The organism is Mucilaginibacter gotjawali (genome assembly GCF_002355435.1).
Classification (GTDB): domain Bacteria; phylum Bacteroidota; class Bacteroidia; order Sphingobacteriales; family Sphingobacteriaceae; genus Mucilaginibacter; species Mucilaginibacter gotjawali.
In genome coordinates, this window is record NZ_AP017313.1 from 1,943,294 (window position 1) to 1,968,927 (window position 25,634).

The window sequence follows — 25,634 nt, forward strand, 5'->3', positions numbered from 1 at the left end:
TTATGCTGTATTTTTTACTGTTTGCCGTTAGTAATGCATTGCCGCAGGGTATAGCCGGTACAATAAACGGTACCATCAGAAATTCAAAAGGTGAATTATTGGCCGGGGCTTTAATAAAAGTAACTTGTATCCCAACGGGTTTTGTGTATACCGCAGTATCACGATCAGACGGAACCTATTCGCTGGCCAATTTAAAAAATAGCGGCCCGTATCGCATGGTAGTTACTTTAAAAAGATACCAGGCCTTTTCGGCCAGCAACATTCAAGTTGATTTTAAAAGGCCTTTAAAAAAGAATGTCATATTAAAGGCAAACGCTGATGTATTGCATAAAGCCGCATCCGGCCTGTGGCGCATTCCGGCCTCAACTAATACTTACCAGGATATGGCTTTTTTTACGCCCCAGGCTACCCCTTTGCTGGGGGCAACTGGCAGCAATCCGCTTGATTTAAGCTTTGCCGGCCAAAGTAATAAATATAACCTGTTTACCATTGATGGGGCAAAGGCGGTAAATACCTATGGCTTGTTTTTAAACTCCACCAATATCAATCCATTACCCTCTGCATCCATGAGGTCGCTAAAGGTGCTGCTTTCACCCTATGATGTAAGTTATGGCAGGTTTTTAGGAGCAGATATCAATGCCGTTTCAAATAGGGGTGGCAACGAGTTACGCGGTACCGCATATGTTTTTATACAGGAACAAAAAGCTACCGGAAGCGGTAGCGGCAACACAGTAAAATATCCGGACTTTATAAATAAAGTGTTCGGGATAAGCATTGGAGGTCCTGTCATCAGGAACAAACTGTTCTTTTTTGTAAATGTTGATAAGAGGCAGGCGATTACACCGCTACAGTATGACCCTACCCAGGCCAATTCGGGTTCGAAATTTGATCCGGGTGTGCTGCAGGGCCTGCAAAATTATGTTAAAAATAAATATGGCTTCGATATTGGCGGCTATGCCGGTATAGAAAGGACCAATAGCACTACCTCCGCTTTCGGGCGCATCGACTGGGATATCAACACTAAAAACAAGCTGACTTTTCGCACCAGTTATTTTGGTGGCGATAATTTCAATATTACACGGTCGCCTACAAATATCGTTTTTGATAACAGCGCTTATACGATAAAAACGAGAACATATTCAACCGTGCTGGAATTAAACAGTTTGCTGTCAATTCATTCTTCAAACCTTTTCAGGGTATATTATAATTATGTAAACAATGAACGGAATACGCCTGCTTTTCCTTCAGTAATTATTCCGCAGGGCAGTTTGACATACAACCTGGGCGGAGATGGTTTTTCGGACGCCAACAGTTTGGCCCAAAAGGATTTCAATATGGTTGACTATTTTACCTTAAATAAAGGGGGGCATATTATTACGTTAGGGACCGATAATGACTTTTATGTATTGCGCAACGTGTTCCTGCAAAATTTTTACGGTTATTATTTGTATCGGAGTGTTGAGGCGTTTGAGTCGAATGCTACCCCAGCCACTTATAGTGTAGGATATTCAACAAAAGGGGGTGCCGACCTGGCGCCCGACGTGATGCGTGTAGCACAACTTGCTGTTTTTGGCCAGGACGTGTGGCAACTCACGGCCAGGTTAAAGGTAACCTATGGTTTAAGAGTTGATAAACCATTGATTTTAAATAATCCTGAAAATAACCCGGGTTTTAATAGTTCAATATTTGCTTCTTTGTATGGCGTTGCAACCAACAAAAATCCGCAGTTGGCCCCTGTAATTTCGCCGCGGATAGGGTTTAACTATGACGTTTTTGGCGATAATCCAAGCCGGTTAAGAGGCGGTGCCGGCCTTTTTATCGCAGATATGCCTTACATCTTGCTGTCAAACCAGTATGCCAACAACGGCGTTAACTCAATTATTTTTACAGGCGTGCCTGCCGGTTTAACACTTCGATATAACCCCAGCCAGCCGCATTTGGGTGCGTACATACCGCCTGCCGCCGCCGCCGCACCCACAGAAATAGATGTAACTGATCCCAACTTTAAGCTGCCGAAGGAGTTGCACGCTAATTTGGCGCTTGATCGTACCCTGCCGTGGGATATGATTGGAACGTTTGAAGTTTTATATTCAAAAAAGATAACAGGCATTTTATACCGCAATTTGAACCTGGCAGCAGCTGACAGCGCAGTCGCCATCGGGAATACGACGCGGCCTTTCTATAATTCCACTTATCTCAACAAAAATTATACAGATGTTATTGAATTAACAAATACAAACAAAGGGTACTCATTTGACCTCACTGTGCAATTAAAAAAACAAATAACCGGGGGCTGGTCGGGAATGGTGGCTTACACGTTTGGCCATTCCTATTCAGTAAATGATGTGGTTGGTACGTCGTCTTTATCTAACTGGCGTACTGCTTATGCTGTAAACGGTTTGAATAACCCGGCAGAATCAAATTCGGCTTATGATCCGGGTTCGCGTATTATCGCCTATTTCTTAAAAACACTTACCTCTAAACGCTTTGCAACAAATATACTGTTGATATATTCCGGCCAAACCGGCCAGCGTTATTCCTATTTGTATAATTATAATATTACCGGCGATGGCACCAGTACCAGATACCTTCCTTCCAACGTGGTGTATATACCAACCGATGCCAGCCAGTTCGTTCCTTTTAGTCGCAGTGTTAACGGCATTTCGTCAACAGTTAGCCCTGTGCAGCAGCTTGCCGACTTGCAGGCCTATATCGGTCAAAATCCGGCTCTGCAAAAGTTTGAGGGTAAAAACACTGCCCGAAACTCATTTACCATGCCTTGGGAAAATCACTTTGATTTAAAGGTGAACGAGAGAATCGCCACCATAAAAATCAGCATTTGCTCTTGGGTGTCAATCTTATAAATGTGAGCAACCTTTTATCGAAAAAATGGGGACAAGCCTATTACATGGCAAACCAGGAATATAATCTTTTTAATGTGGTGGCAATTGGCGCCAGCCCGAAATTTACGTTTGATAATTCAAAATTAAATTCAGTAAACGGGCGTTTGCGGCCTTATACCATTTATGAGTATTATACAAAATGGCGTGCGCTGCTTAATATAAGCTATAACTTTTAGCGCGCAAATGATTAATTGTACACAAAGTCACCTTCCTCTGATCGTATTGTTACCTGCTTTTTTTCTGCTTTTTCAACATGCCCGATTACCTGCGCCTCAACCCCGAAACTTTCAGAGATCCTGATGATTTCGCCCGCAATTTCTTCAGGCACATATAATTCCATCCGGTGGCCCATATTAAATACCTTGTACATCTCCTGCCAGCTGGTTTTGGATTCTTCCTGTATCAGCCTGAATAATGGCGGAATAGGGAACATGTTGTTTTTGATGATATGCACGTCATCAACAAAGTGAAGCACCTTGGTTTGAGCGCCCCCGCTGCAGTGCACCATGCCGTGTATCTGTTGCCGATGGGTATCCAATATCGATTTTATAATGGGCGCATAGGTACGTGTAGGCGATAATACTAACTTACCGGCGCTAACAAACTGGCCATTACCAATAGCTATTGGATCAGTGAGGTTTTTTGAGCCAGAGAATATCAGGTCGTAGGGGATGGCCTGGTCGTAGCTTTCCGGGTACTTTTCGGCGATGGTTTTGTTAAATACATCATGCCTGGCCGAAGTTAAACCATTTGAGCCCATACCGCCATTATATTCTTTTTCATACGTGGCCTGTCCGTAGGATGCCATGCCGACAATAACGTCGCCCGGTTGTATCCGGTGATTGGATATTACATCCTCACGTTTCATCCGGCAGGTAACCGTCGAGTCAACAATGATGGTCCGCACCAGGTCGCCAACATCAGCAGTTTCGCCGCCGGTTGAGTAAATGCCGATCCCGGCATCTCTCAATTCCGCCAAAATCTCTTCCGTGCCGTTAATGATTGCAGAGATTACTTCGCCCGGAATCAAACTTTTATTGCGGCCGATAGTTGAAGATAAAAGGATATTGTCAACAGCGCCAACGCAAAGCAAATCGTCAACATTCATAATAATGGCGTCCTGGGCAATGCCCCGCCATACGGAGATGTCGCCGGTTTCTTTCCAGTAGGTGTATGCCAGCGATGATTTTGTTCCCGCGCCATCAGCATGCATAATATTGCAGTAAAGCGGGTCGTTTGTTAAAATATCGGGTACTATTTTGCAGAAAGCTTTTGGAAAAATCCCTTTATCGATGTTTTTTATGGCATTATGTACATCATCTTTTGATGCAGATACACCTCTCAGATCATATCTTTGCGAAGAAATCATGCTGCAAATATAGGAGTTCATGGTTCATGGTTGATAGTTCACGGTAAAATCTATCAATTAAACGGCTTTTTTCTGCTATGAACCATCAACTATGAACCATTAACTTTTTCAATGAACATTATTATTCAGAAAATAAGGCTTCAATTAAAACGGTCATTTGACAGGATCCGAAACGAAAACTTAAAAAAGAACGCGCTCCAGGCCATCCCTTTCTGGATAGCATCTGTAATAACGGGTCTTTTTGCAGTACTATACACTAAACTTTTTGTAGGCGCCGAAGATATAACGGCAATAGTGATCAGGCACCATATGTGGATGCTGTTTATCCTGTCTCCGGTTTGTTTCTTGCTGGCCTGGTGGCTGGTGCAGCGCTTTTCTCCATTTGCGAGGGGGAGTGGTATCCCTCAGGTTATGGCTGCCATACAAGTTACCTCGCCCCGTACAAGTCATTTGGTTGATAAACTTCTTGGGTTCCGTATCATAGTAATCAAGGTATTGTCAAGCCTGGTAATGGCGATAGGCGGAGGGGCAATAGGAAGGGAAGGACCTACAATTCATATAGCCGCATCTGTTTATAAAATAGTTTACCAGTTATTGCCGAAATGGTGGCCAAAAATTGCCAAACGCAATATGATGGTTACCGGAGCCGCCGCTGGCCTTGCCGCCGCCTTTAATACACCTTTAGGTGGAATTGTATTTGCCATTGAGGAATTGACAAAAACGCATTTCAGCTATTATAAAACGGCCATATTTTCATCAGTAATCATCGCCGGTTTATCGGCGCAGGCTTTATTAGGGCCCTATCTATATCTTGGTTACCCTAAATTGGATGGTCTTTCCGCCTCAATATTTTTTGGTGTGGCGCTTGTAGCACTGCTTGCCGGGTTATTAGGTGCAGGCATGTCTAAACTGATCCTTTTTATTTTTGCCTGGAAGGCCAGGTTTAAAACTAAGGCCCATCACGTTTTCTTTGTTGCCGGATGCTCCTTGATGATGGTACTGCTTGCTTTTTATGTCAATAAAGAAGTGTTAGGTTCCGGAAAGGATATTATGGAAACAACTTTATTTACGGCTAATAAGTATGTTCACTGGTACACACCGCTGTTGCGAATTTGCGGCCCGCTGTTTTCATTTACAACAGGTGCAGCGGGTGGTATATTTGCACCGGCGCTTGCTGCGGGCGCAAGTGTTGGTTCATTGGTTGCAAGCTGGTTTAATGTATCGGATATTGATACCAATATGCTGATCTTATCAGGGATGGTGGGCTTTTTAACCGGAGTTACCCGGTCGCCCTTTACTTCGGTGATTTTAGTATTGGAAATGACGGACAGGCATAATGTGATATTTCACCTGATTTTGGCAGGTATGATAGCCAGCCTGGTGTCTGTTTTAGTAGATAAGCACTCTCTTTATGATCATTTGAAAGTTCAATACGTAAAAGATCTGAGTACACCGGAAGAAACAGCCTTAACTGAGCAGGTGGATGAGCAAAAAACTATTAAACCCATTACAAACGATAGGGAACAAATTTCATAAATCTGATTCGTGAAATTTGTTCCCATTCGTGAAATTCGCGTCTATTTAATAAACAACAACTCCCTGAATTTTGGCAGCGGCCATTCAGAATCATCTACCAATTGTTCCAGTTTGTCTACATGATAGCGGATCGCCTGGAAAAATGGTTTTACCTTTTCATCATAAACAATGGCTTTTTCGCGCAGGTCTTCAATATTGTTCGCTTTTTTACGCTCAGCTACCATTCTGTCAATATCGCCTTTAATAAAGCTAACATGTTCGGATATTTTAACAATGATTTCTAATTGCGCCTTATAGGTTTCTTCACCCAGGCCCAGCGCTTTCAGTCCCTGTACATTTTGTACCAGTTTGCTTTGGTAGGTTACGGCTGTGGGGATAATAATATTAACACCCAGCTCGCCGATAACGCGGGCTTCGATCTGAAGCTTTTTATAAAATGCCTCCAACAGGATCTCGTGGCGTGCGTGTGCTTCTCTTTTGGTAAATACCGCTGTTTCGGAAAATAGCAGATCGGTTTTATCCGATAATAAAGCATCAAGTGCCTTTGGAGTTGTCTTTATATTCGGAAGGCCCCGTAAAGCGGCTTCTTTTTCCCAATCTTCGCTATAGCCATTTCCTTCAAAACGGATATTCTTTGATTCCTTAATATACCGTTTGATCACTATTAATAAGGCTACATCTTTCTTTTCGCCTTTTTTATCAGTTTATCAACGTCGTATTTGAATTTCTTAAGTTGGTCAGCAACAATAACGTTTAAAACGGTCATCGGGCTGGCCGAGTTGGCTGATGACCCAACGGCGCGCAATTCAAATTTATTGCCGGTAAAGGCAAATGGCGAAGTGCGGTTCCGGTCGGTATTGTCCTTTAATATCTGTGGTATTTTTGGGATGCCCTGCCACAGTAAGGCGTCATCCTTTATTTTTTTGCTGATACGCGAGGTCTCAATTTCATCCAGCAGGTCGCTTAACTGGCTGCCGAGGAAAATTGAAATAATGGCAGGCGGCGCTTCGTTGGCGCCAAGGCGGTGATCATTATTTACCGAAGCGATGGATGCCCTTAACAGGTCAGCGTGCTCGTAAACCGCCCTGATAGTATTTACAAAGAATGCCAGGAACATCAGGTTGTTTTTTGGCGTTTTGCCGGGTGAAAGTAAATTTTTCCCGGTATTGGTAATCATTGACCAGTTATTGTGTTTCCCCGAACCGTTGATACCAGCATAAGGTTTTTCGTGCAGTAGTACTTTAAAATTGTGGCGTTTGGCAACCCTGTCCATCAGGTCCATCAATAGCTGGTTGTGGTCTATCGCCAGGTTAATCTCTTCATAAATGGGCGCACATTCAAATTGTGAAGGAGCAACTTCGTTGTGCCTTGTTTTAAGCGGGATGCCTAATAATAAGGCTTCGGTTTCCATATCCTGCATAAACGTGTAAACCCGCTCAGGGATAGAACCGAAGTAATGATCCTCCAGTTGCTGGTTTTTTGCAGACATATGGCCAAAAAGGGTGCGGCCTGTTAAGTATAAATCGGGGCGAGCATTAAATAAGGCAATATCCACCAAAAAATATTCCTGTTCAATACCCAGTGAGGCGTTAACCTTTTCAATGCTTTTATCAAAATAATGGCAAACGTCTACGGCAGCTTTATCTAAGGCATTTAGTGCCTTTAATAACGGTACTTTATAGTCCAGTGCTTCACCGGTGTAAGAAACAAAAACGGTAGGGATACATAAAGTGCGTGCCATAATAAAGGCAGGCGACGACGGATCCCACGCGGTATATCCCCTTGCCTCGAACGTATTCCGGATCCCGCCGCTCGGAAAACTCGAAGCGTCAGGCTCCTGTTGTGCCAGCGCGTCGCCTGAAAATCTTTCCAAAGCATTGCCGTCGGGCGTTGGTTCAAAAAAAGCATCGTGCTTTTCGGCAGTTGACCCCGTTAAGGGCTGAAACCAGTGTGTGTAATGTGTGGCGCCTTTACTGATAGCCCATGATTTCATTGCCGAAGCAACTTGCTCTGCAAGGTCCCTGGGGATTGGTTCACCTTTTTCAATTGAATTAATGATGCCCTGGTATGCTTCTGTTGAAAGAAACTCTTTCATTTTCTTTTTATCGAAAACGTTTGCAGCATAATAATCAGAAATTTTCGGGGACGGTGTTTTGATCTCGGGAATTACCCTTGTTAATACGGACTGCAACGCCTGGAATCGGATGTTAGCCATGAAATGGAATTTTAAAATTGGGTTTACGTTCAAAAATAGAATTATACTTTATATAAATGTATAATTTTTAACAGAAATAAAAATTGGGCTTAAATAGACTCATTTTGTTAAAATAAAGACTTAATTTAGTTATTTTGGTGGTTGTTTTAATAAAAAAAGACATTTTGAAGTGGATATTGATTGTTTTTCAACATAAATTTCGCCTAAATCATTAATTATAAAGAAAAATCAGCATAAAATCAAAAAAATAACCATCAAAAAAAAGAGCTTATGTTTTTTATTATAAAAAATTCAAAAAATGAGCTATAAAAACGCTGAATTTTATAAATTTCATAAAAATTGTGAATTTATTGTTAAATAATTGTTTGAAAATTTGTTTTTATTAAAAAACATCCATATTTTCATGGAAATATTTATAAAATAGTTGCAATTATTAAATTATTCATAAAAAAACTCACAAAAATCCATAAAAATTATTTCCTTAATATAATAAAAACTATTTACGTATTAAATAACTGAATCAATCAAACTAAATTAAACTAAACAAACAAACAATGAAAGTAAACGTTACAAAATTCAATTTGCTCAGTTCAGTCCGACAACTGACGCGCGAGAAATGGGCCCTTGGCGGAACCATTTTGGCGGGAAAAATGATAGGCCTTGGGCTTGTTGTATTGGCCATTTTTACCTTGCCCGGATTTTTTGGTACTGCTGCTCATGCCGCGGTTACTGCCAAGGCTGATACGTCAGCGCTTGAGCATTCAATTATCAATACAGCCAAGAGTTCAATGGACTCCATTAATACTGTATGGACATTGGTTGCAGCGTTTCTGGTGTTTGCAATGCAGTCGGGTTTTACCATGCTTGAAATTGGATTTGCACGTAAACGCGAAACTGTTAACATTTTGATGGAATGTATTTTTGATACCTGTCTTTGCGGTATCTTATTCTATGCAATTGGTTATGCTTTTATGTTTAGTTATGGTAATGGTTTTATAGGCCAGCATTGGTTTTTCCTGCAGGGTACTACAGTTGGTAATCCGTCGGATACTTATTTAGGTACAGGTGTTCCTATCATTGCCCACTGGATCTTCCAATATGCATTCGCTGATACTTGCTCTACTATCGTTTCTGGTGCGATGATCGGTCGTACCGGTTTCCGTGGGGATATCCTTTACAGCATCGGTATTACCGGTTTCATTTATCCTATCATCGGTCACTGGGCCTGGGGTCCTGACGGATGGTTAGCTTTAATGGGTACAAAAGGTAATTTCTTCGTTAGCCTGGGTCAGGGATTCCGCGATTTTGCCGGTTCAACAGTTGTACATACTATCGGTGGTATGGCGTCACTTGCGGGTGCCATGGTTTTAGGGCCACGTATCGGGCGTGTATTTGCTCGTGACGGCGGTGGTATGCCTGCAGGCCATAACCTGCCAATGGCAGCTGTAGGTGGTTTTATCTTATGGTTCGGCTGGTACGGTTTTAACCCTGGTAGTACATTGTCAGCTATGGATGCTATCGGTATTGGCCGGGTTGCAACAAATACAACGCTTGCTGCTTGCGCCGGTGGTTTTACCGCTATGGCTGCTGCTTTATGGTGGGGTTCAACCAAAGGTAAATTCGATCTTGGTTTTACTGTAAATGGGTTCCTTGCCGGCCTTGTTGCTATCACTTGTCCTTGTTACTGGGTTAGCCCGCTGGGTGCAACCTTGTTAGGTGGTGTTGCAGGTTTCGTAGTGTTCGGTGGTGTTAAACTGTTAGAGCACTTACGTATCGACGATCCGATTGGTGCCGTTCCGGTACACGGTTTCTGTGGTATCTGGGGTACATTATCATTAGGTTTGTTCGCTTCCGGTCAGTTCGGCGCTACCGGCCCTTATGGCGCTGATAACTCAGCTCCTGTAAAAGGCCTGTTTTACGGTGGTGATTTCAGTGTGTTGAAAGCTCAGGCTATCGGCACGTTTACCATAGCGATCGCTGTATTTGTAATTGCCTGGGTAATGATGAAACTGATCATGATGCTGCCACATCCATGGAAACTGCGCGTTGAAGCACACGGTGAAACAGGTCCTGGTGGCTTGGATATGTTCGACCACGGCGCTTCAGCTTACGACTACGAAGACGGTGATGTTAGCTTAACCGGTCTTTTTGAAAAAGACGGAAAAGTAACCGCTTGAGTTTAAAATATAATGCCCTTGTATGGCTGGTTGATCAATTCAATGATGAACATCCTGCAATCAGCTATACAAGGGTTCTTTAAAATGCTAATGTAATTTATTTAATACATCTGCTGAATTCTAATCAAATAGGTCAGTAAGGGATGTTTTATGCTATAACTTCGCAATTCAATCAAACCAAACTATTAATAATTCAACAAAACTTATCAATCAATTTAATTATCATGAAAAAAAGATTTCTACTTTTAATACTTGCTGCATCATCCTTCGGTCTTGCTGCCAACGCGCAGGACACGATCAAGACAACCGGGGATGCGCCCTTAGTGCTGAGCGGTTCGGTAGATACCTATTTTAAAACCGACTTTTCGGGCAAACCAAATATCCCGACCAGCTTTGCAAACGAATTGAATTCGATCTCGATCGGTATGGTCGACCTGGGATTAAAAAAATCAGTAGGCAAAGCCTCATTTGTGGGTGAACTTTCTTTCGGCCCCCGCGGACAGCAGGAATCCATCCCTAATGCCGATCCGGGTTTAGCTTATGTGGGTAATTCAACCGGTGTAGCTTATTCCAGCTACCACATCCAAAACTTGTATGTATCGTATGCATTTACTGATAAATTCAGCATGACAGCCGGTTACATGTCAACCTTTATCGGTTATGAAGTGATCAGCCCTGCTGCAAACTTCAACTATTCAACTTCTTACTTGTTCACCAATGGCCCGTTCCAGAATGCAGGTTTAAAAGCCACTTATGCGTTTTCGGATAAAGTAAGCTTAATGGCGGGTATATTTAATGACTACTGGAATGTTTACCAGTCGGGCGGAAAGGTTAATACATTTGGCGCTCAGTTAACCGTAACCCCTGTAAAAAACTGGACAGCCTACCTGAACGTGGTAACCGGTTCATCCTACGGAACAGAATTTGACCTTACAACTGCCTATCAAATTACAAGTGCTTTCAAACTGGGTTTAAATGCTGCTGATTTCTCTGCATCAAACGGGGTAACCGGTGGATTTTCAGGCGTAGCCCTGTATCCACAATTAGCGGTATCAAAAGCGGTAACCCTGGGTTTAAGAGGAGAGTATTTTACAACCAAAACCGGAACTTATTCAACCGGTGGCTTAGGCCCAGCAGCCGGCGAATCGGTAACTGGCATTACATTTACAGCCAATGTTAAAGCAGGCCCGTTAACGCTGATCCCTGAAGTAAGATTTGACAATACATCAAAAAGCGACATGTTTGTTGATGGTAATAACAACTTCACAACCGGTGCTTCACAATTTGTTTTGGCTGCTGTGTATGCATTCTAAAACTTATTGTTAATAAATTATTTAAAAGCCGTTCCCGATTTATTGGGAGCGGCTTTTATCTTTATGGCATGAAAACATTATTAATTGGTTTGGTTGGTTTCCTGTTCGCCAGAAATGCTTTTGCGCAGCAGGCTTTGCTGTCATTTGATGAACATAATAAATATATCTATTACCAGGTGGTTAATATGCCCGCCCTGCCCGCAGATAGCCTGCGCGAACGAGGAGAATATTTTTTGAAAATGGCATATCCCAAAACTGTGGTAAAACCTGCCGGGGCTGAAAGCCTGAAGGGCGAAGGTAAATTTTTAACCTATGGCGGGATATCAGTAATGCGCCATGAAAAGGGCGAGGTAACATACGAAGTAAACATTGAATTTAAAGATCAGAAATATCGCTTTTGGTTAACCAATTTTGTATTTACACCTTACCAGCGCGACAGGTACGGAAACTTTGTGCCACAGCAAGGCGTTGATATCCCTTTAGAAACCGCTTCTTCCAGGCTTGATAAAAAGGAATTGGCCGCTTACCTGGATGAAACCGGCGCTTTTTGTAAACAGTGGGGTGACAAGCTAAAAAGCTATATGTTAAAGGTTCCTGCGCAGAAAAAGGAAGAGCCGGTTAAAAAAGTGGTTACGGATAAGTGGTAGGTAAAATCCACCTTGTTGCATTTGTTTAAGAATTTCATAATTTTGAGGTTGTTATAATGATAAACTCATAAATTTTTCGGGTACGGTTGAAATGTTGCTAAATGTTACAATGTTGCAATAAATAAACAATATTTAATATTTTGATTGCGTTAAATACTAAAATTTAATTTCAATCAAAATGCTTATCTCAAAATTTGATTTGTACAAGACCGAGTGGCTCGATCTTGTATTCGACAACCGCAACAAAGCGTATGGCGCTTATGATCTGAGGCAAAACTATGCTTCCAACATGCTCAGGTCCATGGGGATTACTTTTTTAGGCGTGGGTTTATTAATTGGTGTGGCTATTGTGTTTAATTCGGCGCAGCCGCTGGTACATCACACCATTATAGATATTACGCCGCCAATTACACCTGTTTTACCTCCGCCGGTAAAAGCAATCAAAAGGGTAGATCCGCCAGCCCCTGCAAAACCTGCAAAACCGTTGCCCCCTTCACCGCAGGTAGCTACAACGAAATTGGTTACAATGGTTGTGCAATCCGATGATAAGATAAAGGAACAGCCGGCAAAGAATGTGGATATCACCGGTGCGGTTGGACAAACAAACAGTACTGGCGTTAAAGGAACGAACGAGGGGCCGCCAGTATCAACAACCGCCGGGACAGGTACTCCAGATGTGGATAACTCCGTACATCCGAATTTTGGATTAGATGTAATGCCCGAACCCGTAGGTGGCGATAAGGCCTGGGCGAAATTTCTGAGTAAGAATTTAAGATACCCCGGCCAGGCACAGGAAGAAGGGATAAACGGAAAAGTGGTTGTGAGTTTTATTATTGAGAAAGATGGCACGCTGTCAAATATTACGGTGATTAAACCTGCAGGGAACGGATTTGATGAAGAAGCTATGCGGGTGCTTAAATTAGCAAAAGCCTGGAAACCCGGTATGCAAAACGGGCAGGCGGTGAGAGTGAAATATATGCTTCCCGTTAATTTTCAGCTGAATACTGACGAAAGGTGAAATCTTAATGGCGAAAGGTAAAAGGTGTTTTGTAAAGGCACTTTTTACCTTTCATCAATTAGGTCGAACCGTTTTTTATCCTAAACCTTTCACCTTTATCCTTTTACCTTTCAGCTTTTTTCCTAATTTTGTGCATCCTTTCAGAAAACGATATTACATTGGAGCACCTGCAATTAACAACCGTTGAAACAGCCAAAGACCTTGGTTTACTACCCGAAGAATTTGACAGAATTATAGAAATATTGGGACGCGTGCCCAACTTTACCGAGTTATCTATATTCTCGGTAATGTGGAGTGAACATTGTTCCTATAAAAATTCTATCACCTGGCTAAAAACATTACCTAAAGATGGCCCGCGCATGCTGGCCAAGGCCGGCGAAGAAAATGCCGGTCTGGTTGATCTGGGCGGAGGCGTAGGCTGCGCATTCAAAATAGAATCACATAATCACCCGTCGGCATTGGAGCCTTACCAGGGTGCTGCAACCGGCGTGGGAGGTATCAATCGTGATATTTTTACAATGGGAGCAAGGCCAATCGCCCAATTAAATTCCCTGCGCTTCGGCGATCTTTCGCTCGACCGTACCAAATGGCTAATAAAAGGAGTTGTTAAAGGTATCAGCCATTATGGCAATGCTTTTGGCATCCCAACTGTTGGCGGCGAATTGTTTTTTGACGAATGTTATAATGTTAACCCGCTGGTTAACGCATTTTCGGCTGGTATAGTTAAAGCCGGCGAAACAGTTTCGGCAACATCTTATGGTGTTGGCAACCCGGTTTATATAGTAGGCTCGGCTACAGGTAAAGATGGGATCCACGGTGCTGCCTTCGCCTCTAAGGATATTACCGAAGATTCTGTAAACGACCTTCCGGCCGTTCAGGTAGGCGACCCTTTCCAGGAAAAGCTGTTGCTTGAAGCAACTTTGGAAGTCATCAAAACCGGTGCTGTTGTAGGCATGCAGGATATGGGTGCGGCCGGGATCATTTGCTCCAACTCCGAAATGTCGGCAAAAGGTGAACATGGTATGAAAATATACCTGGATAAGGTACCCATGCGCCAGGAACACATGAAACCCTACGAAATATTGCTGTCCGAATCCCAGGAACGGATGCTGATCGTGGTATATAAGGGTAGAGAAAAAGAAGTTGAAGCTGTTTTTGATAAATGGGATCTGAACTGCGCTATTATTGGCGAAGTAACCGATACCAAACGCCTGGAATACTATATGAATGGCGAATTGGTGGCGGATGTACCAGCCGATGATTTGGTATTAGGCGGAGGAGCGCCAATTTACGAGCGCGAATACCGCGAACCTGCTTATTTTCAAAAAAATCAGCAATTTAATATAAATGATGTGGAGGAACCTGCTGATCTTTTAGCAGTTGCAGAACATTTGATCAGTCACCCTAATATTGCATCAAAAAGATGGGTTACGGATCAATATGATTCGATGATCGGCACCTCAACCATGACTACCAATCGCCCGAGTGATGCGGCGGTTATAGCGGTTAAAGATACCGACAAAGCGATTGTGATCACTGTTGATTGCCAATCACGCTATGTATATGCCGACCCTCAAAAAGGTACTGCCATTGCAGTTGCCGAGGCAGCGCGAAACATTACCTGCGCCGGCGGCGAACCTGTAGCCATCACCAATTGCCTTAACTTTGGCAATCCATACAAACCTGAAGTTTACTGGCAATTTGTAGGTGCCATAAAAGGCATGGGAGAAGCTTGCCGTAAATTTGAAACACCGGTTACAGGTGGTAACGTGAGCTTTTATAACCAATCTTCGGATGAAGGCCCCGTTTTCCCGACACCAACTATTGGGATGCTTGGGGTGATGGACGATCTTTCTGATTTAATGACCTCGGATTTTAAAAAACCTGGCGACCTGATCTACCTGATTGGTGAGTCGGTTAACGATATTGCTTCCTCACAATACCTGGCATCCTATCACAAAATACTGGCAGCACCTGCTCCGTATTTCGACCTGGATAAAGAATATGATATGCACCAGGTGATCAAACAACTCATCAAGCATAGAATGATCCAATCAGCTCATGACGTTGCCGACGGTGGCTTATATGTTACGTTAGTTGAATCATCTCTGCCAAATGGCTTTGGATTTGAAATAGCATCAGACAGTTCTATCCGCAAGGATGCTTTCCTTTTCGGCGAAGCGCAGGGCAGGGTAGCAGTAAGCGTTAGCCCGGCCGATCACGAACGTTTTATTGAAATGATGGCCACCAGCGAGGTTGATTTTAGCTTGCTGGGTAGTGTTACAAACGGGGCCTTAACTATTGATGACGAATCATTTGGTCATATAACCGATATCAAAATGGTTTATGATAATGTGCTGCATGAAATTTTAGGCGCGTAATGCTTAAAAAGTGAAAGTAAAAGAAATTATCAAAATAATTGAGGCTGACGGTTGGTTGTTTTCACGACAAACAGGAAGTCACCGTCAATTTAAGCACCCTGACAAAAAAGGCACCGTAACGGTTGCCGGGAAATTAAGTGACGACCTAGATAAAGGAACGCAAAAGAGTATTTTAAAACAAGCAGGGCTTAATTAAATTTTTACCGGATTTTATTTATCGTTAAATTTGTGTAATGGAAAAATATCTTGTGGTGATAGAAAAAGCAAAGAGCAATTATTCGGCATACTCGCCGGATGTATGGGGATGTGTGGCTACAGGTAAAACGGTTGAGGAAACAGTTTCGCAAATAAAAGAAGCGTTGCAGTTACATCTTGAAGCCATGGTAAATGATGGTGAAGATATCCCTAAAGCAAAAGGTATTAGTCAGCATATTTCTGATGGTGTATTCAAGGAGGGCGAAATTGCAGAAGAATATTTCATAACAGAGGTGGAGGTCGCTGTTCCGCAGCATGCTTAAACTTAAGCGGGTACACCACATCGCCATCGTTTGTTCCGATTACGAAAAGTCGAAACATTTTTATAGCGACATACTCGGTTTAAAAATTATCAGCGAAGTTTACCGCGAAGCAAGAAACTCTTACAAGCTCGACCTGGAAGTGGGAAACCAATACCAGATCGAGCTTTTTTCATTTCCTGATCCTCCGGCCCGCCCTTCCCGGCCCGAGGCTGCAGGCTTGCGCCACCTGGCTTTTGAAGTGGATAATATAGGTGAAGCAATAAGCCACATGCATGCGGCCGGTATAACCGTTGAGCCTATCAGGGTTGATGAATTTACGGGCAAACGTTTTACCTTTTTTGCTGATCCGGACGGCTTGCCTATTGAGTTTTATGAGAAATAGGTAGTTATTCAGGCATTTATAATTACTCATTCTCCAAATCATCCATCATTTGCTTGAGCTCAGTAATGTATTTACCGTATTGGGTTCGTATGTGGTGATTAATGCAAACATATGTTACCCCAAATGAAATTAATATTGCTACAAAAGCAATCAGCACGTTCCACGGTGATGTATAAATATCAGCGGCAAAAATATGACCTATAAATTTCAACCCATTGTTGCCGCACAACAAGGTAAACGTTACCAAAACGGCTAAGGGTGTTACACAAAGGTTGTAGGTTTTATAGATTTCGGTATTTAACTCAAGTTCGTAGGCTAATTTGGAGATGCTTTTTTTAATGCTGAAATCGTAATGGTTTATGGATTTATAAAAAACATAAAACCGGAAAAAGTAAATGCAATTCAGTACGAGTATGATAAAAACAAAAATGCTCGTAATATTAAAGAAAAGTGCCGACTTCATCCCGTAAAACAAGTAGGCGATTAAAAATCCATACGAAATCAGCACCCCCATAAATTCATTTTTCATGTTTCTCCGGATTTGGGCAAGAGGCGAAGCAGATTTCTTACAAAATGTAGTATTTGCAGGCAGTTCAGCGCCCTTCATATCATCATTTTTCCAGGCACCCTTTAAATCATCTATATTCATAATTCATGTTATTAATTATCTCTCTTAATTTAGTTTTAAGGCGGTTTATTCTTACCCGCACGTTTATTGGTGTAATGCCAAGGCTGGCGGCAATATCATCATAAGGTACATCTTCCATATACAGGTACACCAGTGCTTTTTCTACCTTATTTAATTGTTGCACAGCTTTATAGAAGATGGTCAGTTGTTCTTCTTTTTCGCCGGCTAAGGTATTTTCTTCAGCCCGATCAAACCCTGCGGGTATTTTTTCGCTATCCGGCCGGCGCTTTTGTTTCTTAAAAAATACGATAGCTGTATTAAGCGCCACGCGATACATCCAGGTACTGAATTTGCTTTCACCCCGGTACGAATCGAATGCCAGCCAAAGTTGCAATGTCATTTCCTGTAGCAGATCGTCGCGGTCCTCCGGATCATCCTGATATATTTTGCATATTTTAAACAGGATACCCTTGTTCTCTTCAATCAGTTGCAGAAAGCGAGTTTGTTTAGTATCCACGTTTAAATTTGCGACTTAATTTTATTGCTTTTATACCAAATAGGTATCTTCTTTTAATATTTGTTACAGTGGTATTGCAATTTCTTTATTTTTACATTAATACATGTTTCATTTCAAACAATTCAGTGTCGACCAAAGCGGCTGCGCCATGAAGATCAATACTGATGGGGTTTTACTTGGTGCAATAACCCAGGCTGATGATCCTAAAACAATATTGGATATTGGCACCGGAACAGGGGTAATTGCATTGATGCTTGCCCAAAAATTCGCCAATGCAAAAATTGATGCGGTTGAGATTGACGAGCCGGCCGCTAAAACTGCGGGGCGAAATTTTCAAAATTCTATTTTTTACAACAGGCTTAATATTCACTTTTCAAGCATCCGCGACTTTTTGGACGAGCATACTGAAAATAAGTATGACCTGATCATATCCAACCCCCCGTTTTACATCAATTCACTGGAATCGCCCAAAGAAAAAAAGTCGCTCGCAAAACATAGTGAAGTAAATTTTTTTGACGAATTGGCAAAAGATGTATCCTTTTATTTGGCAGACAAGGGGTTTTGCTGGCTGGTGTTACCGTTAGATACAGCGGCTCTTGTGACAACATTAATGGCAAAAAATGATATGCATCTGCAAAGGGAAATCAGCATTCATTCCTACCCGCATTCAGCGGCACACAGGGTTGTTTTATGTTTTGGTTTTAAGGATGTTGCGCCGGAAATGAGTAAATTAACCATTTATAAGGCAGTCGGGATTTATTCGGAAGAATATCAAAGGCTGCTACAGCCATACTTTTTAGCATTTTGATATGAAAACGACATCTTTGATATTGACATTGTCACTGTTATTGCCAGTTACCTTTTCCCTTTTATATTTTTTTACTTTTTTCTCGGTAGCTATTCAAAGAGACTATGGTCATGTTGACGGAGACTTGTTAATGGCTTGGTCAAATCCATTTATAATCGAAGGATTATTTATGTCAGCAACTATCGTAATTCACCGCAATAAAAAGTATTTGATAAACTGTTTTTTATGTTCCACCCGGCTTGTCTTATTCGTCGTTAGCGCACTGTTTCATTTTTGGTCAACAGGCTATTTTCTCGCTAAATAATTAGTTGATAGTTTTTAAGCATAAGAAAGCAATAAAATGATAAAAATAGGCCTCATTTCAGATACCCACAGCTACCTCGACGACGCGGTGTATAAGCATTTTGAAAACTGCGATGAGATTTGGCATGCCGGCGATTTCGGCAGTATGGAGGTTGCCGAAAGGCTGGCTGCCTTTAAACCGCTTAAAGGTGTGTACGGAAATATTGATGGGCCCGACATCAGGCAGCACTTCCCCGAAAACCTGCGGTTTAATTGCGAAAAAGTGGATGTTTGGATGACGCATATCGGCGGTTATCCTGATCATTACAGTCCGTCGGTAAGGGGTGAAATATACACTAAGCCGCCAAATTTATTTATCTGCGGGCATTCGCATATTTTAAAGGTTATATACGATAAAAAGATCAATTGTTTGCATATAAACCCCGGCGCAGCCGGGAAACAGGGCTGGCATAAAGTACGAACTTTAGTTAGATTTTGCATTTCTGAAGAAAAAATCCATACCTTCGACCTTGTTGAAATGCAAAGATAATACGTATTAAATACACTAAGTACCTATGAAGATCGTAAAAACCTTAGGCCAGTTTATCATTGAAAAGCAGGCGGACTTCCCCTATGCCAAAGGAGAGCTATCCCGACTATTACGCGATATCGGCATTGCCGCCAAGATCGTTAACCGCGAAGTGAACAAAGCAGGCCTCGCCGACATTTTGGGCGAAGCCGGTACCACCAATATCCAGGGCGAGGGCCAAAAGAAACTGGACGTATATGCCAACGAACAATTTATATCAGCCTTAAAGCATGGTGGCGAATGCTGCATAGTCGCCTCCGAAGAAAACGATGAATATATCCCCATTGAATCTGATGTTTCAATTGACGCTAAATATATTGTAGCCATGGATCCCCTGGATGGCTCGTCAAATATTGATGTAAATGTGGCGGTCGGTACTATTTTTTCTATCTACCGCCGTAAATCAACCAATGGAAAAGCTACTATTGATGATGTATTGCAGAATGGTAACGAGCAGGTAGCAGCGGGCTATGTGATCTATGGTTCATCAACTATGCTGGTTTATACAACCGGTAAAGGGGTAAACGGCTTTACGCTCGACCCATCCATTGGCGAATTTTGCCTTTCGCACCCGGATATGAAAATTCCGAAAGATGGCACCATCTACTCCATCAATGAAGGTTATTATAGCCACTTTCCGGATGGGGTAAAAAAATACATCAAGTATTGCCAGGTGGAGGACAAAAAGACAAACCGCCCCTATACTTCAAGATATATTGGCTCAATGGTGGCCGATATTCACCGCAACTTAATAAAAGGCGGCATTTTTATCTACCCGGTAACAGCAGGTGCAGCAAACGGCAAACTGCGCCTTGTGTACGAATGTAATCCCATGGCATTTATCATTGAGCAGGCAGGCGGCCTGGCCAGCAACGGCTATCAGCGAATTTTGGAACTCGATGTAAAAGAATTGCACCAGCGCTCTGCCATATTCATAGGTTCCGAAAATATGGTTAAAAAAGCCGAGGAAATGATGGCATGCTTCTCGCCACAGGTAACTAAAAAAAGCTATGAAGGGGTGGTGGAGCTGCAGTAGTTTGGTTTTTGTAATGTTGCAAGGTTGGAAAGTTGAAATGTTTTAAACTTCACGTCGCCAAGCCAACATTACAACTTTTCAACTTTACAACAAATTCACCTTAGCCGCCTCCATTTCGAAAACGGAATCGATCAGCAGCGGTTTTTGCTTCCCTGCCGCAACTGCCAATTCATCGCAGCGCTCGTTCTCCGGGTGGCCCGCATGGCCGCGCACCCAAACGAATTTTATTTTGTGTAATTTGCTGATATCAAGATAGCGCAACCACAGGTCTTTATTTTTTTTACCTGCAAAGCCTTTTTGAAGCCAGCCGTAAACCCATCGTTTCTCAATGGCATCTATTACATATTTCGAGTCGGAGAAAATTGTCACTTCCTGGTTGGGTGTTTTTAAAGCTTCCAGTCCCTTAATCACCGCCAGCAGTTCCATGCGGTTGTTGGTAGTTTTTCTGAAACCTTCTGAAAGTTCTTTATAATGTTTACCTGAACGCAGGATTACTCCATATCCCCCTGGTCCCGGGTTGCCGCTTGATGCACCGTCTGTAAAAATTTCGATCATTTGTTTTAGTTCATGGTTGATGGTTCATAGTTCGTAGTAGCTTCGCGGCAGGGGTAAAATTACAATGTTTTAGCTAATCTGGTTTAAACATTTAGCTACAAACTATTCACAGTCATCGAATATGAGCCGTAACCTTCTGTCTATGAACCATGAACTATCAACTATGAACTCAGGAAAGTTTCTTCTTTTTCAATCGCAACGAATTTCCTATCACTACCACATCTGAAAACGCCATGGCGAAAGCGCCTACCATAGGGTTTAAAAAACCCAACGCTGCAATTGGTATGGCTACAATATTGTATGCAAACGCCCAGAAAAGGTTTTGTTTGATGGTAAGCAGCGTGTGCCTGCTGATCTGTAAAAACTTAACAACCGAATTCAGATCGGTGTTTAGCAACACCACCCGCGCTGACTGTATGGCCACCTGGCTCGAATCGTTCATAGAAACCCCGACATCAGCTTTTGTAAGAGCCGGGGCATCGTTAATCCCATCACCTATCATAATGGTTTTGCCCTTTTGACGGTAAATTTCAATTACCACCAATTTTTCATCAGGCAATTTTTCCGAATGCACTTCGTCGATACCTATTTGTTGTGCAACTTTTAAGCAACGGCTATGTTTATCGCCGCTCAGCAAAACCGGGATGATATTCATTTTTTTTAGCTGCGCGATCAGGTTGGCAGCTTCAGGTTTAATCTCGTCATCAACCGCGATCAATGCCAGTTGCTTCTGATTCTTATACAGCGTTAAATTAAATTCTCCTTCAACAGATGATTTGCCGGTTCCCAAAAAATAATGGTTCCCTTCAATATCCTCGGCCCGCATGCCCAGGCCTTTTTCTTCTTTAACTGATTTTAATATCAATTTGGTTTTGGGAAGTGTTTCAAGCCCTTTTACCAGCGATTTGGCAATAGGGTGGTTTGATCTTTCTTCAATGGCCGTAATTATCCCCCTTATTTGTTCAATATCGGCGCCGCCTTCAGCTTTAATATTGTTGATGCTGAATTTACCTGTAGTCAATGTGCCGGTTTTATCGAATACGACATATTTGGCATGCGATACCGCTTCAATAGTATCACCGCCCTTTATCAGGATGCCGTTTTTTGCTGCCCTGCCAAGGCCCACCATTACCGCGGTAGGGGTAGCCAGGCCCATTGCGCAAGGGCAGGAGATCACCAGTACAGCAATCGCATTCATTAAAGAAATACGCATGCCTTCGTGGCCGGCATAGAAGGTCAGGATAAAAGTAATAATTGCGATAAGGATAACTGCGGGTACAAATATAGCCGCAACTTTATCGCCCAGCTTTTGCACGGGCGGTTTGGCGGCCTGGGCTTTTTTCATCAGTTCGATAATTTGCGCCAAAACGGTATTTGAGCCCACTTTTGTTGCGATCATCCGGATATTGCCGTGCTCCACGATGGTGCCGCCGATCACTTTGTCATATTTTTCCTTTTCAACGGGGATACTTTCACCCGTTAGCATCGACTCGTTTATTGACGCGTTGCCTGATAATACTTCGCCATCCACCGGAACTTTATCGCCCTCATTAACCAAAAGCGTATCACCAGGCCGTACATCCCTGGCGCTGATCACTTCAATCCCGCCGTTAACTACCAGGTTGGCGTTTACCTGCTGTATTTTCACCAGGTCCTTGACGGCCGAAGTGGTTTGGGAAACAGACCTTTTTTCAAAAACGTTACCCAGCAAAACCAATGTGATAATGGTAGCGCAGGTTTCGTAAAATTGGTAACGCTCGCCCAAGTTTTCGATGGTCCCTACGAGGCTGTAAATAAAAGCTGCCGATGAGCCCACAAATATCAATACATCCATATTGGGCACACCGCCTTTAACCGAGTTAAATGCACTTTTGCCAAAATGCAGGCAGCCAAGGATAAAAACGGGTAAACATATGATCAATTGCACCACCGGATTGTGAAGAAAATGCCATGGCAATACCATATGCAGCAAAAGCGGAGCAGTTAATATCGCGCTGAACAGGAATTTGTTTTCTATCTTATCATAAAATGGCGTAATCTGCAAGGCCGGGTCGTCCACAACTTTAAAACCTAAGCCCTCAATATCCTTTATAATAACCGGCAGGTCATCCGGGCTACCGCCGGAGAACTTAACTTCCTCGCCGGCAAAATCCACCATAATATCTTTAAGTCCTTTTTTCTCCAATAGTTTATGGATGGACATGGCGCAGTTATTACAGTGCATCCCCGTTACATTTAATTCAACCAATTGCTCTGCCATAGTAATACAAATTTACGGTTTAATTGAGTGTTTGAACAGGAATTGGGTAAGCGGAGTGTAATTTTAGTGGTTAGTTTAAGGGGTTGTAATTGTTGTAAAGGTTGTAATGGTTATAGGTAAAGCTAAAGCCTTATTTTCAACCTATTACAACCAAAACACCCCTTCCGGCTTATTCCAACCTTTACAACATATTCCAACCTTTACAACATATTCCAACCAAAAACAAAAAAGACTTTGCAAATAGCGCGAAGATTTCTATTTTTGCAGACCCAACACGGTAGATGTAGCTCAGTTGGTTAGAGCATCGGTTTGTGGTACCGAGGGTCGTGGGTTCGAGCCCCATCATTTACCCAAGTGTAGCTGGCTACAAAGTAGCCAGCTACACTTTACTTAATTACAATTGTTGTTGGTGATGAATCTATGTCCCAGTATTTTGAAGGGGGGATAAGATAACGGAAGTCAAGGTGAGGCTGATGTATCCGTCGGCATTGGTGCTGCTGCATTCAGGAAAGCTGCCAACAAGAGCAATCTGGTTATTTGAATGAAATTTTCTATCGTTTTCTGATCCTGAAAATATTTACCCGGTTTCCATGATAAGTGGTTACTCGCTCAAATTGCAATCCATTTTTTAAAGCAACCCTTTCGGACTGCAGGTTGCTGGCAGCGATAATGGAGATCAGGGAGTCTGCCAGGTTTCTTTGGAACGCGGTTTTTATACATACCCTCACTGCCTCGGTGGCGTAGCCTTTACCCTAAAATTCCGGCAGCAAACCGTAACCGATCTCCAGTTCCTGGATTCCATCTACCTGTTGTATTAAAAGGCCGCAATGACCGATCAATTTTCCGCTTCCTTTTTCCAGTATTGCGTTCATGCCACCCTGGTCCCGATTACTTCTTGCGAATTGAGAAAGATACCAATCTTCGCAGGCAAGCTCGGGGATTTTCCTTTCAAAGAACCAATGTTCAGCCGTTTTTGGGTCACTGAAATATTCCAGCCAGGTATCATAGTCATAGGATTTCATTTCCCGGAAGAATAACCTGGGACTTTCCAGACCATAAAGTAAATAGTTCATGCCATCCTGCTCTTGATTAATAAACGACAATCTCTTTGTTGTCGCTGCTTAGTTTCCCGAACGGATGATCCAGGAAATGACCGATAAATTCATCCCCGTCCCGGGAGTTCAGCAATGGGCCGTGCTGGCGCTGGCTAAACAAGATGCGCTGGCTGTTGGGCATATAGTGGTGGATCAAGTCATTGTAGATCGGCCGGCAGGAATCATCCATCCCTCCAGCGCCTAAGAGTGCCGGAATATTGGAATAGAACGGTTTCTTGGTCGAGGCTTTGATCGGCTTCACCTGCCAAACCTTGCTGATACTCAGGTAAACATCGTTAACATGAAAACCGGCAAGCCAGGGTTGAATTTCATCCTGCTGTTTGATGATGGCAGGACTGGCATAGGCCAGCTTATCGGAGCAATAAACGGAAAAGCGCATGCCTGAAGCGCCGCCGTTTCCGCTAAACACATCATCAAAATAAGTTTTGATATAAGGTTCCTGGTGACCGCTGATTACATCCTCAAGGAATTTGGGGATTTCTTTGATCTTGTCGTAATCTTCCGCATAACTGTGCAGGATGGCTAACAGCTCACTGCGGCCGTAATACAACCTTTCCGTTGCCATTTTACCCTTTTCGAGATAGTCGATGGTGAATTTCTTACCATCCATCGCTGTAAAATATCGGTGGAAGCGTTCCTTCAGATCCGGGCTGATTACCTGGTCAATCACTTCATTGAAGTTCGTCAATTCCTCTTCATCGATGTTCACGAATTCAGGTAAAGGGGAATCCAGGATCAGTGAACGAATATGTTTAGGATAACGATTCAATACCGTCATCATTAAACCGCCGCTGTAAGAAATGCCCATCAGGTTGAGGGAGTCGATTTTTAAAGCGATGCGTAGATCTTCGATGTCAGCTGCGCTTTCGTCGGTGTTATAAGCAGAAAGGTCAATTCCTTGCTTAACCAGTTTTTCCCTCCCTTTTTTAATCGCGTCCAGCGCCATGCTGTCGGTGGACAAGTGTTCCCGGTAACCCTTTTGTGCGGCTGCCCCTATATCAGCAATATTTAAATTAGGGATGGCGTAATCAGTGCCCCGCTGTTCAAAAGCGATATAATCCCGGTTCTTTAACAAGGAGCGGCGGGTGATCGACTTGGCATAATGTAAAGTACTTAATCCGGGGCCACCTGCAGAAAATAAAACCGGGTCTTTCTTTTTATCCGGGTTCTTACTTTCCACAATGATAAAAGGCAGTTTTATCTTCCGTCCTTGCGGTTTCGAGCGGTTTTCCGGAACAATCAAATAAGCGCATTGCGTATGATAAGCCGTATCGGCTTTAAAGGCACAAGCGCAGGGTTCTGTTTTAGGCGTGTACCCTTTGTTTTGGGCAAACGAACTGATGGTAATAGACAACAGTAATGAGGTAATATAAACGTATTTCATG

Annotated in this window: 20 protein-coding genes, 1 tRNA gene and 2 pseudogenes; 15 read left to right on the forward strand and 8 right to left on the reverse strand. The window is 42.8% G+C overall.

The features are described 5' to 3' along the window. Nucleotides 1–2 precede the first annotated feature (2 nt). Together MgSA37_RS09030 and MgSA37_RS09035 are read left to right on the forward strand one after the other, a co-directional pair. Complete coding sequence (locus MgSA37_RS09030) at nt 3–2,864, forward strand: TonB-dependent receptor (protein WP_157750506.1); 2,862 nt, start codon at nt 3–5, stop codon at nt 2,862–2,864. 2 nt (nt 2,865–2,866) lie between these two features. Next, nucleotides 2,867–3,079 (forward strand): hypothetical protein, encoded by a 213-nt coding sequence (locus MgSA37_RS09035; RefSeq protein ID WP_096351362.1) that lies wholly within the window; start codon nt 2,867–2,869, stop codon nt 3,077–3,079. A gap of 11 nt (nt 3,080–3,090) precedes the next feature. Here the strand turns inward: MgSA37_RS09035 and MgSA37_RS09040 are convergent, their stop codons facing one another. Continuing rightward, nucleotides 3,091–4,293, reverse strand: a complete 1,203-nt coding sequence (locus MgSA37_RS09040; RefSeq protein ID WP_232010819.1) for an AIR synthase related protein — start codon at nt 4,291–4,293, stop codon at nt 3,091–3,093. Between the two features lie 90 nt (nt 4,294–4,383). On the opposite strand from MgSA37_RS09040, the gene MgSA37_RS09045 reads away from it, so the two are divergent. Continuing rightward, nucleotides 4,384–5,808, forward strand: a complete 1,425-nt coding sequence (locus tag MgSA37_RS09045) for a chloride channel protein (RefSeq protein WP_096351364.1) — start codon at nt 4,384–4,386, stop codon at nt 5,806–5,808. 41 nt (nt 5,809–5,849) lie between these two features. Here the strand turns inward: MgSA37_RS09045 and MgSA37_RS09050 are convergent. Then, nucleotides 5,850–8,023: pseudogene (locus MgSA37_RS09050) on the reverse strand (glutamine synthetase III family protein). A 554-nt stretch (nt 8,024–8,577) separates the two neighbouring features. Here MgSA37_RS09050 and MgSA37_RS09055 point away from each other — a divergent pair. From MgSA37_RS09055 to gloA2, 8 genes are all read left to right on the forward strand, one after another. Then, entirely contained in the window at nt 8,578–10,200 is a 1,623-nt protein-coding gene (locus tag MgSA37_RS09055; protein ID WP_096351365.1) for an ammonium transporter, read from the forward strand. Nucleotides 10,201–10,424: 224 nt separating this feature from the next. Further along, nucleotides 10,425–11,513, forward strand: coding sequence for a porin (locus MgSA37_RS09060; RefSeq protein ID WP_096357355.1), 1,089 nt, complete (start codon nt 10,425–10,427; stop codon nt 11,511–11,513). Nucleotides 11,514–11,581: 68 nt separating this feature from the next. After that, nucleotides 11,582–12,160 (forward strand): DUF4468 domain-containing protein, encoded by a 579-nt coding sequence (locus MgSA37_RS09065; protein ID WP_096351367.1) that lies wholly within the window; start codon nt 11,582–11,584, stop codon nt 12,158–12,160. Nucleotides 12,161–12,338: 178 nt separating this feature from the next. Beyond that, nucleotides 12,339–13,178 carry an energy transducer TonB gene (locus MgSA37_RS09070; RefSeq protein WP_096351368.1) on the forward strand — a complete coding sequence of 280 codons (840 nt, stop codon included), beginning with the start codon at nt 12,339–12,341 and terminating at the stop codon, nt 13,176–13,178. 128 nt (nt 13,179–13,306) lie between these two features. Next, nucleotides 13,307–15,559 (forward strand): phosphoribosylformylglycinamidine synthase subunit PurL, encoded by a 2,253-nt coding sequence (gene purL, locus MgSA37_RS09075; RefSeq protein WP_232010820.1) that lies wholly within the window; start codon nt 13,307–13,309, stop codon nt 15,557–15,559. Between the two features lie 10 nt (nt 15,560–15,569). Then, the gene (locus MgSA37_RS09080; protein ID WP_096351370.1) at nt 15,570–15,755 is read left to right on the forward strand and encodes a type II toxin-antitoxin system HicA family toxin; all 186 of its coding nucleotides are present in this window, start codon (nt 15,570–15,572) and stop codon (nt 15,753–15,755) included. 37 nt (nt 15,756–15,792) lie between these two features. After that, on the forward strand, nt 15,793–16,077 hold the full coding sequence (locus MgSA37_RS09085) for a type II toxin-antitoxin system HicB family antitoxin (protein ID WP_096351371.1): 285 nt from the start codon (nt 15,793–15,795) through the stop codon (nt 16,075–16,077). Then, complete coding sequence (gene gloA2 / locus MgSA37_RS09090; RefSeq protein ID WP_096351373.1) at nt 16,070–16,459, forward strand: SMU1112c/YaeR family gloxylase I-like metalloprotein; 390 nt, start codon at nt 16,070–16,072, stop codon at nt 16,457–16,459. Before MgSA37_RS09085 ends, gloA2 begins: the two co-directional genes overlap by 8 nt. A 22-nt stretch (nt 16,460–16,481) precedes the next feature. Here the strand turns inward: gloA2 and MgSA37_RS09095 are convergent, their stop codons facing one another. Together MgSA37_RS09095 and MgSA37_RS09100 are read right to left on the reverse strand one after the other, a co-directional pair. Beyond that, on the reverse strand, nt 16,482–17,108 hold the full coding sequence (locus MgSA37_RS09095; protein WP_096351374.1) for a hypothetical protein: 627 nt from the start codon (nt 17,106–17,108) through the stop codon (nt 16,482–16,484). Next, a complete protein-coding gene (locus tag MgSA37_RS09100; RefSeq protein ID WP_096351375.1) occupies nt 17,095–17,604 on the reverse strand; it encodes an RNA polymerase sigma factor in 510 nt (169 codons plus the stop codon). Before MgSA37_RS09100 ends, MgSA37_RS09095 begins: the two co-directional genes overlap by 14 nt. A 103-nt stretch (nt 17,605–17,707) precedes the next feature. Between MgSA37_RS09100 and MgSA37_RS09105 the strand changes: the two genes are divergently transcribed. The 3 genes from MgSA37_RS09105 (at nt 17,708) to fbp (ending at nt 20,319) form a co-directional block, all read left to right on the forward strand. After that, nucleotides 17,708–18,412 carry a tRNA1(Val) (adenine(37)-N6)-methyltransferase gene (locus tag MgSA37_RS09105; protein ID WP_096351377.1) on the forward strand — a complete coding sequence of 235 codons (705 nt, stop codon included), beginning with the start codon at nt 17,708–17,710 and terminating at the stop codon, nt 18,410–18,412. Nucleotides 18,413–18,752: 340 nt separating this feature from the next. Next, nucleotides 18,753–19,244 (forward strand): metallophosphoesterase family protein, encoded by a 492-nt coding sequence (locus MgSA37_RS09110; protein ID WP_096351379.1) that lies wholly within the window; start codon nt 18,753–18,755, stop codon nt 19,242–19,244. A gap of 25 nt (nt 19,245–19,269) precedes the next feature. Then, nucleotides 19,270–20,319 (forward strand): class 1 fructose-bisphosphatase, encoded by a 1,050-nt coding sequence (fbp, locus tag MgSA37_RS09115; RefSeq protein WP_096351380.1) that lies wholly within the window; start codon nt 19,270–19,272, stop codon nt 20,317–20,319. Between the two features lie 84 nt (nt 20,320–20,403). Here the strand turns inward: fbp and rnhA are convergent, their stop codons facing one another. Continuing rightward, nucleotides 20,404–20,874: a ribonuclease HI gene (gene rnhA / locus MgSA37_RS09120; RefSeq protein ID WP_096351382.1), complete on the reverse strand. Its 471-nt coding sequence runs from the start codon at nt 20,872–20,874 to the stop codon at nt 20,404–20,406. A 169-nt stretch (nt 20,875–21,043) separates the two neighbouring features. Next, nucleotides 21,044–23,134 carry a heavy metal translocating P-type ATPase gene (locus MgSA37_RS09125; RefSeq protein ID WP_096351383.1) on the reverse strand — a complete coding sequence of 697 codons (2,091 nt, stop codon included), beginning with the start codon at nt 23,132–23,134 and terminating at the stop codon, nt 21,044–21,046. Nucleotides 23,135–23,411: 277 nt separating this feature from the next. Here MgSA37_RS09125 and MgSA37_RS09130 point away from each other — a divergent pair. Beyond that, nucleotides 23,412–23,485, forward strand: a tRNA-His gene (locus tag MgSA37_RS09130). A gap of 200 nt (nt 23,486–23,685) precedes the next feature. Here MgSA37_RS09130 and MgSA37_RS29050 read toward each other — a convergent pair. Together MgSA37_RS29050 and MgSA37_RS09145 are read right to left on the reverse strand one after the other, a co-directional pair. After that, a pseudogene (locus MgSA37_RS29050) lies at nt 23,686–24,207 on the reverse strand (GNAT family N-acetyltransferase). A 16-nt stretch (nt 24,208–24,223) separates the two neighbouring features. Beyond that, nucleotides 24,224–25,633 (reverse strand): alpha/beta fold hydrolase, encoded by a 1,410-nt coding sequence (locus tag MgSA37_RS09145; protein ID WP_096351388.1) that lies wholly within the window; start codon nt 25,631–25,633, stop codon nt 24,224–24,226. Nucleotide 25,634 lies beyond the last annotated feature (1 nt).

Coding starts and splice junctions, on each gene's coding strand:
- MgSA37_RS09030 (WP_157750506.1), top strand. CDS start 3: ATGCTGTATTTTTTACTGTTTGCCGTTAGTAATGCATTGCCGCAGGGT.
- MgSA37_RS09040 (WP_232010819.1), bottom strand. CDS start 4,293: ATGAACTCCTATATTTGCAGCATGATTTCTTCGCAAAGATATGATCTG.
- MgSA37_RS09045 (WP_096351364.1), top strand. CDS start 4,384: ATGAACATTATTATTCAGAAAATAAGGCTTCAATTAAAACGGTCATTT.
- MgSA37_RS09055 (WP_096351365.1), top strand. CDS start 8,578: ATGAAAGTAAACGTTACAAAATTCAATTTGCTCAGTTCAGTCCGACAA.
- MgSA37_RS09060 (WP_096357355.1), top strand. CDS start 10,425: ATGAAAAAAAGATTTCTACTTTTAATACTTGCTGCATCATCCTTCGGT.
- MgSA37_RS09065 (WP_096351367.1), top strand. CDS start 11,582: ATGAAAACATTATTAATTGGTTTGGTTGGTTTCCTGTTCGCCAGAAAT.
- MgSA37_RS09070 (WP_096351368.1), top strand. CDS start 12,339: ATGCTTATCTCAAAATTTGATTTGTACAAGACCGAGTGGCTCGATCTT.
- MgSA37_RS09085 (WP_096351371.1), top strand. CDS start 15,793: ATGGAAAAATATCTTGTGGTGATAGAAAAAGCAAAGAGCAATTATTCG.
- gloA2 (WP_096351373.1), top strand. CDS start 16,070: ATGCTTAAACTTAAGCGGGTACACCACATCGCCATCGTTTGTTCCGAT.
- MgSA37_RS09095 (WP_096351374.1), bottom strand. CDS start 17,108: ATGAATATAGATGATTTAAAGGGTGCCTGGAAAAATGATGATATGAAG.
- MgSA37_RS09105 (WP_096351377.1), top strand. CDS start 17,708: ATGTTTCATTTCAAACAATTCAGTGTCGACCAAAGCGGCTGCGCCATG.
- MgSA37_RS09110 (WP_096351379.1), top strand. CDS start 18,753: ATGATAAAAATAGGCCTCATTTCAGATACCCACAGCTACCTCGACGAC.
- fbp (WP_096351380.1), top strand. CDS start 19,270: ATGAAGATCGTAAAAACCTTAGGCCAGTTTATCATTGAAAAGCAGGCG.
- rnhA (WP_096351382.1), bottom strand. CDS start 20,874: ATGATCGAAATTTTTACAGACGGTGCATCAAGCGGCAACCCGGGACCA.
- MgSA37_RS09125 (WP_096351383.1), bottom strand. CDS start 23,134: ATGGCAGAGCAATTGGTTGAATTAAATGTAACGGGGATGCACTGTAAT.
- MgSA37_RS09145 (WP_096351388.1), bottom strand. CDS start 25,633: ATGAAATACGTTTATATTACCTCATTACTGTTGTCTATTACCATCAGT.